The sequence below is a fragment of the Geobacillus sp. genome (assembly GCF_017515625.1).
GTDB classification, from domain to species: domain Bacteria; phylum Bacillota; class Bacilli; order Bacillales; family Anoxybacillaceae; genus Geobacillus; species Geobacillus stearothermophilus.
In genome coordinates this window covers 1-11,577 of record NZ_JAFWFM010000187.1, presented here as the reverse complement: position 1 = coordinate 11,577, position 11,577 = coordinate 1, and the positions used below count along the sequence as shown (strand labels likewise).

9 protein-coding genes and 3 pseudogenes are annotated in these 11,577 nt (G+C 50.1%); all 12 read right to left on the bottom strand.

What is annotated here, in order from left to right; translation table 11 throughout:
• Positions 1–531 precede the first annotated feature (531 nt).
• Positions 532–615: pseudogene (locus IKE44_RS11045) on the bottom strand (hypothetical protein); the annotation flags it as partial.
• A 32-nt stretch (positions 616–647) separates the two neighbouring features.
• Complete coding sequence (locus IKE44_RS11040; RefSeq protein WP_232854558.1) at positions 648–1,532, bottom strand: Rpn family recombination-promoting nuclease/putative transposase; 885 nt, start codon at positions 1,530–1,532, stop codon at positions 648–650.
• 209 nt (positions 1,533–1,741) lie between these two features.
• Positions 1,742–1,879 (bottom strand): annotated as a pseudogene (locus IKE44_RS13880) (IS701 family transposase); the annotation flags it as partial.
• Positions 1,880–2,097: 218 nt separating this feature from the next.
• Positions 2,098–3,240 carry a type III-B CRISPR module RAMP protein Cmr6 gene (gene cmr6 / locus IKE44_RS11030; protein ID WP_049624457.1) on the bottom strand — a complete coding sequence of 381 codons (1,143 nt, stop codon included), beginning with the start codon at positions 3,238–3,240 and terminating at the stop codon, positions 2,098–2,100.
• 12 nt (positions 3,241–3,252) lie between these two features.
• Entirely contained in the window at positions 3,253–3,657 is a 405-nt protein-coding gene (cmr5, locus tag IKE44_RS11025; protein ID WP_025039256.1) for a type III-B CRISPR module-associated protein Cmr5, read from the bottom strand.
• Positions 3,658–3,671: 14 nt separating this feature from the next.
• Positions 3,672–4,574, bottom strand: a complete 903-nt coding sequence (gene cmr4, locus IKE44_RS11020) for a type III-B CRISPR module RAMP protein Cmr4 (RefSeq protein ID WP_042382412.1) — start codon at positions 4,572–4,574, stop codon at positions 3,672–3,674.
• Positions 4,574–5,704 carry a type III-B CRISPR module-associated Cmr3 family protein gene (locus tag IKE44_RS11015; RefSeq protein WP_049624456.1) on the bottom strand — a complete coding sequence of 377 codons (1,131 nt, stop codon included), beginning with the start codon at positions 5,702–5,704 and terminating at the stop codon, positions 4,574–4,576. The genes cmr4 and IKE44_RS11015 overlap by 1 nt, the downstream gene beginning before the upstream one ends.
• Positions 5,701–7,341 carry a type III-B CRISPR-associated protein Cas10/Cmr2 gene (gene cas10 / locus IKE44_RS11010; RefSeq protein WP_049624455.1) on the bottom strand — a complete coding sequence of 547 codons (1,641 nt, stop codon included), beginning with the start codon at positions 7,339–7,341 and terminating at the stop codon, positions 5,701–5,703. Before cas10 ends, IKE44_RS11015 begins: the two co-directional genes overlap by 4 nt.
• Positions 7,338–8,243: a type III-B CRISPR module RAMP protein Cmr1 gene (cmr1, locus tag IKE44_RS11005; protein WP_049624454.1), complete on the bottom strand. Its 906-nt coding sequence runs from the start codon at positions 8,241–8,243 to the stop codon at positions 7,338–7,340. The genes cas10 and cmr1 overlap by 4 nt, the downstream gene beginning before the upstream one ends.
• Positions 8,243–9,583, bottom strand: coding sequence for a TIGR02221 family CRISPR-associated protein (gene csx2 / locus IKE44_RS11000; protein WP_049624453.1), 1,341 nt, complete (start codon positions 9,581–9,583; stop codon positions 8,243–8,245). Before csx2 ends, cmr1 begins: the two co-directional genes overlap by 1 nt.
• Positions 9,584–9,585: 2 nt before the next feature.
• The gene (locus IKE44_RS10995; RefSeq protein WP_049624452.1) at positions 9,586–10,785 is read right to left on the bottom strand and encodes a putative CRISPR-associated protein; all 1,200 of its coding nucleotides are present in this window, start codon (positions 10,783–10,785) and stop codon (positions 9,586–9,588) included.
• Between the two features lie 383 nt (positions 10,786–11,168).
• Positions 11,169–11,441, bottom strand: a pseudogene (locus IKE44_RS10990) (RNA-guided endonuclease InsQ/TnpB family protein); the annotation flags it as partial.
• Positions 11,442–11,577: the final 136 nt, after the last annotated feature.

Sequence of the window (11,577 nt, the reverse complement as noted above, 5' to 3'; positions counted from 1 at the left end):
CTCGGTTTCAATCCCTCATAGGTACGATAAAAACGTGGCAATGCAGGCTTAGGCCTGCTTTTTTCGTCTCGAGTTTCAATCCCTCATAGGTACGATAAAAACCCCAAAAAGGCTTGTTCCATCAAGCTTTTCGGTTTGGAGCTATTTTCAGCATAGCACGTTTCAAAAATTCTGTCAATGACTTTCAATCGTGATGGCTGTAGGCTTGGAGCGTCAAAAACCATTGTCGTCGATCCCCCGGGTTTTTTGCATGATTGGAGGTCGACGACAATGCAAAGGCGGGTTGACTTCTTCGGCTGTTCGATCTTTTCCGCCGGCAGCCCGGTCAGTTCGTGGATCGTGTCGATATCCTACCCTTTCATCAACATTTCCTTCGCGATGTCGGGTTTCCCTTCCTCGATCCTTTTTGGCGTCCTTGTTCAATCCCATGCTTCATTCCCTGCTTGATCCTTGTCCGATTTCGCCGAAACTGCTCTCGTTTGATTGACGCTCCGAAGGCTTCACTTCCCATGCAACTCACGGTACCAGTCGCTATGCAGGATATCTCGAAAGATTGATACTGTCGTTTCGATCTCTGTCAAGTTCAATTCCACAATCATCACATCGAAATACCCTCGTTAGATGGCCACCTCTTGTGTTTGATTTCCCTACTCTCTAAGCAATCCCCGAACATCTTCCTCTGAAAGATCCACCAACCGAGCAATGTCTTCCACCGTCATTCCTTTGCGTGCCATGTTACGAATCAGCTGTTTCATTCCTTGTTTCATTCCCTGTTTCATTCCTTGTTTGATGCCTTCTTCCAACCCTTGTTTCCTTCCCTTTTGCTCATAGGAAATGATCAGCTCCAACACGTTCTCTTTTTCTTTCGTTTCCATCGCCCTCACCTCTCTTTGGAGTTGTTGCTCTTCCTCCTCCGACAACTTCACATACGTTTCAAAAAAACCCAAGAGCAGCCGCTGCCTCGCTTCATCCAGCTCCAATCGCACCAACATGCGCAAAAACTCTTTTTTCAACTCGACTTTCTCACTTTCAGTATACCCCATTTTGCCAAGGAGGGCAGCCGCGATCGGATTGTCATGCCGGATGTAGTCCCGCCAATGTTTCTTGCGCAACTCCACCGGGAAAAAGCGGAACTGCAGCACCTCGCCAAAGGGAAACTCGATCGAAAACACGGACGGCTCCTCGCGGAGGGCATCATGGCTGAAGACGGCGATCGGAACGATGCGGGTGCGGTATTTTTCAAACAGACGGCTGAAATAGACAAACATGCGCTCTGGAAACGATGGCTGCACGTAGCTTTGATTCTCCACATGAACGATGATCAGCCCATCTTCTCCTTTCAGCTTCGTCTCGACCAACAGATCGACGCGGTACTTTTCTCCTGCGGTCACATCCGTGAACAGCTCGTCGGACAAAAAGGACAAATGGCGGAAATCGATATGCTCGTGGATGTCGGGGAAAAAGAGAAGGAGAAACTCTTCGAAGAACGTTTGGATCAGTTCTTTGAACAGCCGGTCATGGTCAATGGCCATTCCATCCCCCCTCTTTGAACATGTTCAACATATCGATTCGCGGGCAAGAGGCAAAAATCCTGCATGGAAGATAGAAAAAATGGAGAGCTAGGATGTACATCAGCACATTGTGTCAGAATCCTGCCTTCAAATTAGTAGATGTGCATTTTTAAGAGAGGCAAACAAGGGGCCCCTTAGTCGGCATGAGGCTGGTTTTTGATTGCATCATCGAGAACGGTCAACGTTCCGGAAAATCCCTTGGTGATCAAGGCGGCGACGAGACGAACGTGATGCTTCAAAACCGAAAAGGTGAACCCCAATGTTATGAAAAACTTGTGATCTCCTTGATAACGTGCTTATCCATTCATGAGACATGAACCTGTAGGAATGGTTGGCACATTGATTCTAACCAAGGAGTCCGGTTCATGTCTCCTTTTTTGTTTGGTTGCAAATTTATTACAGTTCATTTGCTCATCTAGAGAAATGATCTATCCATAAAAGAAAACAGGTTCTATTGAAGTTCGAAATCTTGTCGTCGATCCCCCGGATTTGGACACAATGGGGGTCGACGACAACTGGGATGGTGTCATTCGTCATTTAGCAGCTGTTGAAGCTTGTCAATTTTTTGCTTTTGTTTTTTGCTGATGCCTTTTCCCCATTCGCCGATGCGTTGCCAATACGCCTGCAAGGCAAGGGCGGCTTGTTTGTTTCGCTGCTCAAGGACTTGCTGGTACAGCACGTCTTTGCTTCGCTGCTTATCCGCTTCGCTGTCGGCGAGCCGTTCAATTTCGGCCACCAACCGTTCTTCGGGGGAGAGAAGAGCCAGCCTTGCTCGTTCTTCTTCCTCGCGTCTCTTTCGCTCCACCATTTCCTGCTCGATTTTTCGACGCTCAAGACGGGCGCTCTCTTTTTGCACCATTGGGAGGAATTCGGTTTCCGTCACGTCGTCCACTTCAGAAAATCGACCGTAGCCTGACGATGTTTTCGAACCGATCCCCCATTCCATCAACGCCTGTTTTGTGTATAACGATGCTGCCTCCAACAAACGGGCGGTTTTTTCATCGTCTCGAAAGCCATAGGCCGTTAAATAAATGTCTGCCTCTGCAGCCATGACCGTCCAAAACGAAACGGGAACAGGTTTTTGATTATCTGTCGCAGCGTTTTTTCCCTCATAATACTCCTTCATATGTACAGCGAGCACATCCTTTTCCAACCGCAATCCATCGATGAGAAAGATGTCGTAAAACTGCACCTGTCCTTTATTGCCTTGCGTCCCAAAAATCGCGCGTCCGTCTTCATGCTCGCCGAGCCGTTTCTCGTCCCCTTCGCAATACGCCTCGATAAACCAATGGCGCACAAGGCCTTTCAGACTGGAGGCAGGAATGTAAGGAAGACCGTACACGGGGTGGATCGTCAATGACGTCTCGCGAACATGCCCCGCGCCCAGTCCGTGGACAATTCGGCCAGAGAGGCGGGCTTTCAGCTTCTTGACTCCCCCTGTTTGCGCCCATTCCACCATGGCCTGTTCTCGCTGCGCCCGCAGCTGCTCGCCAACCTCTTTCAGCTCTGGGAGAATCGGGGCGGATTTCAACTGTTTCGAAGGTTCCCACACTTTTTTACGGTCATTCCACCGATGCTCAATAAAATAATGGAGATGGTACGCCAAATGCCCGATCGATTTATTGGCCTTTTGCACGACTTCTAGGGTGTCCTTTGGATGAAAAAGCATGCCCTCCCCTCCTTACTCTGCCGCCTTTGCATCGTCTTTCGCCATCCCGTCGGCAAACTTGCGCATCCAATCTAACAGCGCCATGGCTTCCATCGTCCATAACCGGTAATCAGCGCTCGATAAGTTGACGACAGCCTCGACGAGTTCTTGGTTTGCCGATGAAAATTGATCCGGAAACTGTTCCCTCATCCATTTTGCGAGGGATTGATAAATCGCCTTGTATTCCTTCCCTTTTTGAAAACAAAACGCCAATGCTTGTCCGAGACCGTTGACTTGAATTAAGGACGGCATTTTTTTGACGTAAGAACGATAGTTTTCGAAGCTTCCTCTCAATCGTTCTTTTGCCTGTTTCACTTCTTGAAACGCAAATGCGGCTCTCCCGTTCTCAATCCCCACACGCTTCACGTTTGTTTCCATGGCTTCTCCTCCGTTCACACCCAAATCGTTCTCATCATTCCGCGACCTAATGTACTGTTCCCGCCAAGCTGAAAGACGGATGGAAATTTGTTTTCATTCAGAAAGTACCGTTCAATATCCGCAGCCTTCGCAAGACCGTCTATTCCGTCTCCCCGTACATCACCAATGTAGAGGAAACTGTAAAAAACCGTTTCTGGCGGAACATTTTCCTCATACCAGAGCGCACCGTTGTCAACGGTCCCTGTCTCCGGTGAAATGCGAATGCGCGCGTTAATTTCGGTCGACAATTTGACGAAATCCGTGAAATCGTCATCGGAGAGAACAACGAGTCGATCTACAAGACGCAGGCGGCAATGCTCCCCAAGGAGGGCGGCAAGTTGTTCCGCCAGCTGTTTCGCTTCAGAAGAGACGGTGACCGAAAACGCATACTCCTCCAACACAATGCGTCCATTGACCGCCATCAACCGGTCGGAACTGACCGTGTTCGGTGCGGGCATCGGAAGAAGTTGAACTTCTTTCCCGATCGATTGCTGATGAACGCTCATCTCTTGATTCCACCGCTCAATCACAAACGGGCACGTAATCCAAGCAAATACGCCGCGAAGCGATTTAACCGGAAACAGCAAAACACGTGCATCACTCAGAGCAATGGCGCTCGCTTGTGTGACGCTTTCCTGTCCTTTGTCCGCGCCGAAAATCAGTTCAAGCTTCTTCCGTTCAAGATTCTTCCCATCTTCAGGAAGCGACTCTGTCATATGATATCGAAGCGCCCCTTTGAGCGAGGAGCTTTCGATTTTTGGAAATCCTGTATGCTTCTCTCGCTGAATAGGCAAGTCGACAAACCCGATCTCGCTCCCGCTCCCCGCATGGACAGACGTAATGGCATGCATAAGAAAAGGCCGTACGATCGAATACATTACAACTCCTCCTCGCTTTCTTTCGCACTCGTGATCACTGCAAATCCAAACCCTTCCTCCGCCCCTTCATCGGTGAGATGAACGCCGTCAAGGGCGGAGAGGACAAGAGGCAAAGCATCGTCGCGTTCGATCTTCACATAGATGACCGAACCGGCTGGGATCATCCATTTCCGCGGTTTTGGCCGATGTCGGACGATGTCCCATCCCCCGTACAACTCCGGACGTCCGATGGAAGCGGCAAGCCATGTCACCACCGCTCCGTTCGGCCATGTCCACCGATCACCGTCCATCGCAATCGGACGAGAGCCGTTGGCGAAAATCGCAGGGGACAAAAAGATAATCTTTGCCAGCCTCGTCCGCTCGATGTCTTGTTCAATCCTCTTTTTCTCGTCCGGATTCCATATACGAAGCATTTCCGGCTGCTGGCGGATAGACCACGGCCGGTTTTCCCCGCCGATCCGCGCCCACTTTACCTTGGAGAAATCAGGACCATCACCGATGTAAGCGACAAGGGACGCCCCATCTACAAAACGCCCTTTCGCCACCCGGTATAAAAGCCCCTTTTGGGCTGTTCGGCTGGACGTGTCGAGTTGAATTCCCACCTTATCTTCCCGAGCGATGAACGATGACAATGAACAAAGGGAAGAGATTGGCTTATTCTCAAGAAGCGCCTGCTTCCATTCCTCCATCGGGACGTAATAGTGCTGCGGACTTTTCGTTTTGTCACGCCGCGAAGAAGCCAGACGCCACATCGAAGCAGATGATGAAGGCTTTCGGTCTTTGACAAGCCGCAATGGATACGCTTTGAGCGATTTTTCCTCCTCTATGACTTGATAATCAAAGGGCAGGGGAAAGAACAAGACGTCTTCTTTCACCAGCGTGCAATAATGGAGACAGAACTGCCCCCGCTCAGTCGGGGTGCCCATCCATCTCCTCACCTGTTCATCACTGCCCCTCGCAAAGTCGTCAAACGTGCTGTACGCATAAATGTACGCCGCCCGCAACGCGCCGTAAATCGTATTCGGGCGCGGAGGGAATATCGACTCCATCACCGTCGCCTCCCCCGCTTGCGTCGCATGATGGTTTTTAAAGAAAAACGTGTCTACCGGTGTCAAGACTAATTTTGTCATTGCCCGTTCCCCTCGCTCCGTTTGAAAAAGGTCAATATCTTTAACAGATACAAAAAGTCATAGCCGCTGCGAACCGCTTCATGCAAAGACAAAAGAACTTGCGTGTGATGGGCGATCTCTTGGGCGCTCAGATGGCTTCCCTCTTTTACAGACCGCTTAAGCAAACGCCGAAGCTCTGTCGCGAGCATGTCGCCATTCTCCCATTTAGGGCAGTGCCGCTCATGCAGCAGCGGGGCAAACGCGGAAGCGAAATGAAAAATAAAGTTCGGCGACAGGGATGTTTTCAACAGATGAATCCATTGATCCAATAATTGTGAAACCTTCTCTCCCCCAATCATCCATGGGAGAACCGCTTCCGAAATCTCACCAGAGCGGGTGTGAAGCGCTAAAGCAAGGGCGTCCTTTTGCTGCCCCGTCTTGTCGTTGGAATACTGTTTCGCCTTTTTCTCCAACGCTCTGACAGCGTTAAGAACGAGATGGAGCGGCGACTTTTTGTGAGCGATGACCACGCCAAACGAGGCGGTCGCTCCATGACCTAATCCTTTCCATTCATCGCCAAACGCCAATCGGAGCTCCTCCGCCGCTTTCAGCACCGTCTCGGTCGGCAAGAAGGCGAGAACATCATCGCCTCCTGCATAAACAAGCTTGCCGTGGCATTGTTCTTCGACAATTTGAGGAACGACTTCTTTCGCAAATCGCGCCAACTTTTTACTCGTTTCGCTATACTCCTCTTTCCGCTCCCCGGAGAACCATTTCCCCATGTTGTCCCCATCCATCATGAGCACAGCGTAATAATCGCCCGCTCCGATCTCGAGGACAGACGGAAACGACAAAAACGAGGCGCCAAACAACTTGGAAAAATAATCGCGGGCGGCCCGTTTTCCTAAACAAATGCCGCATAAAAATTCATTGTCTTGAATCCGTCCCGCGCGGCGGTCATCTTCTTCGCCCCCAGCTCCTTGAAATTCCGCCGCCCGCCGCTTCCAAAGGTGGAGCGTTTTCCGCTTGATCTCACCGTAATGATCCGTTTCCTTCATCTCGGCAAGCCGCAACGCCTCCCTTTCCTTGCAGACGGAGCAAACAAGGCCGGATTGGGAAACAGGAATGTAATGCTTCTCATTTTTCAGCGCCCCCAACCGCCGTTCGGCGCGTTCACGCACGGTCCGGAACGAAGCGGACGGCTCATACGGTTCAGCGACCCAGTACACTTCTAAAAACGACTGCACTTGCTGTTCCACCATCATCTCCAGCCATTCATACTCTTCGGCAGTGAGATGTGGAAACACGCGTCGAATGGCTTGAAAGCAGAAGTCCAGAAACACTTGGCGAACATTGTCCTCCACTTCGCGCAGCCAGCCGCCAACCTTTTCTTCTGTTCCCTTCATCACCACCGTCACGCGGTTCGGGATCGAAGCAATGCGAAAATCCCGCGCAGATGGCGACCGCAACTCCTCCCTTGTGACGAGCGGGTATACGACTTCACAGTTGGCGTCCAATTGGTAAAACTGTTTGATCGCCTCTCGCACCAAGTGGGACAAAATATAACTTCCGCTCCAAAAATCTTCCGTTTTGCGGGCTGAAGCGATAAACGACTGCACAGGCCCGACCGTAAAAATGACGATATAGCGATTGGTCATATCCTCACCCCAACGATCTCTAAAAACCGGTTTCGATCTCGCTCATAGCGCGGCTCGCTGTAGCGCGAGCCGCCGCTTCTCACTTCCGTCACAATCGGGTGGTACCGATTCCCAATTTTTCTCACCGTGCACCATAACGGGGAAGAAAGCTTTCCTTCTTTCCCTCTCATATATCCTAGGCTGCCATAACGATTCGCTTCATGCGATGCCCTGCCAAACGCCTTCACCACTTCCGCCGCGCTCTCTTTTCCTTCTCCAACCCACACCGCGTACAATACCGGATGAGGTGTTGCGATGTCTTCACGTCGTGCCACAAGGCAGCCGCGCTCCGCAAAGGAAAACGCATCCGCCGCCCCGATGCGTTCTAGCGTCATACGCAAACTTTCACCGTATTCCTCAACGTGATCCCATTGATGCTCCGTCCATTGCACAGCTCCGAATCCGCGGCGCGACCGCTGCCCGAAGCTGGCGAGGTGAAGCATATATTGAAAGTGCCAATCATATTGCGCCAATCGCTCTTGATGACGCTTCCGCACCGAGAGCGTCACGGTCACCTCCCCGCCGGCAGGAAGCGCCGGAACAAACGTTGGAGACGTACGATGCGGCAAAATATTTTCTCTCATTGTCCCTTCCATCGCTCTTGCCAACGTTAGATGGACAGGCGATTGCTGCTTTGTTTTCCTCGTGCCGCCAAACCACTCTTCCTCCTTGGCAAGCAGCTTTTCGTGATTAGGTTCATCCTGCAGCGTCCGCCACCAGTACCTCCATACCCCTCGCAACGACGGAAGGCGAAACTCCGCCTTCTCCCTCGGATCAGCGCCGTGAATGGCGGCCGGCGTCAAGAGAACAAGCGGATATGACGACTGAGCAACAGCTGTTACCCCGCTTTCCTGATAGGCCATCACGCATTCTCCTTTGAGATTTGCATCGTTTTTGCGAGCGCTGACATGCGTTCAAAAAACGCACCAAGTTCTCGGAACGACTGCTCCGCATCGGGCCAAAACTTTTCCGCCTTTAGCGGTTGCGGCCGCGCCCCAGCATGATTGATGTCGTTGCGCCGCTCCTTAAGCGTGCTAAATCGTTTTAAGTCGCCCTTATAAGGAGACAAGAAATCGATTATTTGTTCAACCCGCTCTACGGAACGAACGCGCCATTCCTCTTTCGGAATATCTCGCAATAAAATTTCAATAGCCGAATGAACATCTCCCCGGGCCTTCTCATTCCGCAAATCAAGCCCCAACACCCGGCAAACGGCCGTCACCGCATTTTCCTCCAACATCGTCAGCGCCTGCTGAATCAATCCGTGGTCCAAACACCAACGCACAGCCTTCCAACTGTTCATGATCGGATCATCATCAAACATCGCATACTTTTTCTCCATCACATCCAACAATGGGACAAGCGGTTTAATCGCTTCCGCCGACGCTGAGCGAACGCGGCCGAGCTGTTCATGAAATTTCTGCACTTCTTCATCGATTTGCAAGCTTCGGCACGTGCGGATCACTTTTTCCGTCTGATCAAGCTGCTTCGTCAACTGATTTAATTCTTTCACTTCGTTTCGCATTGTCTGGCTCGAAGACGGATTGCGGAACACTTCGCTGTTTTCTTTCGCGGTCAGCGCCTGGATGATGGAGGCATCCCCCGTGCGCAAAAATTGATCGACCCCGTTCGTCCAATCGAGCAGCCTCGCCATGCTTGTCAAATTGACAATCGGCGCCAACCGCCGTTCTGGAGGCAACTGTTTGACATCGACTGGACGCCCAAGCATTTCAAACCAGCCGTAAACGATCGCGCCAATGTCCGCTTTTTTCACAAAGCGGGCGTAGTTCAACACGATGAGCGCGACAAACGGGATGGAACGGAAACTGTGGGTGATGTCAAAATAAATCGTATCCCCTTCCCGAATTTCATTCAGAATGCAGTCAAACAACCGCCAATTGGCCTGTTCATCCTGACGGCTTTCCATTTCCACGAGCTTCACATTCGCCTCAGGGGCGATGCGCTGAAAAGCGGTGGTCAAGCCCTCCAGCCGCTCCTCCCCTTTCAAGCGGTCTTGCCCATTCCGCTCCCGCGCCTCTTTCGTCGCAAACACCACCACATCCATCGGCCCATCCCCGCGAAACAACTCATACACCGCTGTCTGGATAAAACGCGTATAAGAAGACGATTTGCCCTCGTATGTGTAATAACAATATTCATAATCGCTCAATCCAAGAAACGACAACAATACCCTTCTCCCCACGCTTATCTCCCCACTCCCGCCAATTGTTTCGTGATATCGATAAACTCAGAATCCTCTTCATAAATCCCTTTTCCTCTTTCCGCTTCCCGCTCATATCGGTTATGGTCAAGCCATAAATAGTTGGCATACAAGCAATCTTCTTTTTCATCGTATCGGTAAGCAAGGCGAAACGCCGTCTGTCCGTTGCTCGCTCCTTTGTACAAGTGATATTTCACTTTTCGGACATCAATCGTTTTGAATGACTTTTCGTGGTACAAAACGCCCATGTCTCCCTCTTCATGCTTCAGCTTCTTTACCAGCTCCCGCATTTGTTGGTGCACAAACAGCAACTGGTGATGATTGTGTTGCAACATATTGGCGACTTGTTTGGATACAAGGTACGTGGTCGCAAACAAATGTTTATATTTTTCATGTTCAAACAAAAATTGTCCAAATGCACTTAAATACACAAGACCATCCTCTTGCTGGAACAAAAACGGATATTGAAGAATACATTGTTTTTCGCGGTAAGAAAGCGAATCCGCATCAACCATGTCCTTTTGGCATTTCCGCAACAGATCAAAGTGATCATGAACAAATTGCTCGTCAATATGTATGGGCACAGGAGGAATCTCATGCAACACTTGGCCGTCCTCATGCATATAAGCCGTCGGGTAGTGCAGAAACGCCCCGACGATGTAGCCCAACGATGTCATCACTTTATACCCGCCAATCGGCGCAAAACAAGTTGTTGACGGTTCCCCGTGGGAGAGAGCATCCGCCACCTTCCACATGTATTCCCCCAATGTCTCTTGCATCCGTCTTGGATGATTCACATCCACATCCACGTACATGACGCGAACATTTGCCGCAAAGTCTTCCTCAAGCAATCTCGTCAACACGGCTTCCACAATCCGTCCTCCCACCGTGTCTGTCGCAATGAGGACAACCGTCGGCCTCTCCGCCAATTTCCCTTGTCGACGAAGTTCATAAATCATCGAATACTCCGCCGACACACGGTTGGGATCCCGGGCGGCCTCATGAGCAAACTGCCTGGCATGACGAATCCATTCGTCAATTTTTCGTTGTTTTTCCTCATTGATGTTGGCCGCGCTCAACCAAGGACGAATCTCCCCCATGATTTCATCCCGATTCATCGAGAAAACGTTCCTGTTTCCTGTCAACAGCGACACACCACACGTTACAACAATATGCTGGTACAACCGCCCTTCCCCTCCATATTTCTTTCATCTTGGGAAAATATAGCTATGTTTATATCAATTATATCCTATTTTTCAAGTATAGAGGGAGATATTTTTCAACAATTCCAAACATTTTACCGCTGAAGAGACGGGTGAAAAACGAATTTTCCACCCAACTTCGCGAAGGCGAATGGAAAATAACAAGGCCCCTCGAAAGTAAAAGAGCGTCTCTTCCAGCTGGTTTTTCCGCTGCTCCCGTTACGCAAAACTTACAAAACTCTACAAGAGACTTGCAGAAGTTTTCGTTTGCTTCCTTGTTCATCGCGTCCGATTTCGCCGAAGCTACTCTCGTTTGGTTGACGCTCCGAAGGCTTCACTTCCCGTGTAACTCACGGTACCCGTCACTATGCAGGATATCCCGAAAGATTGATGCTTGCATTTAAATCTCTGTCCATTTCAAGTCCACAATCCTCACATCGAAATACCCGTTCTGACAGCTTGAATGATTGTTTTACATCCCCGCATGAACTGCACGTTTTCGATGATGGATGCCATCTGTCGGCTTCCACCCATTCGATCCCATGCCATTCACATTTGTGTTTGATTTTTTGTTTCAGCATGTACAAACGTTGTTGTTGAATGGCTTTGGATAGATGACGGTTTTTCATCATCCCTGAATCCGTGACAGCAGCTCATCAAAAGCACCGGAAAACGTAATCATATCAAGGGTTTAGCCCAGTTTCGGATGTTCACTTATTGAGTGAAAAGCAAAAAGTGTGATATTTGTTGATTTATCAAGCTTTCTCAGCAGTT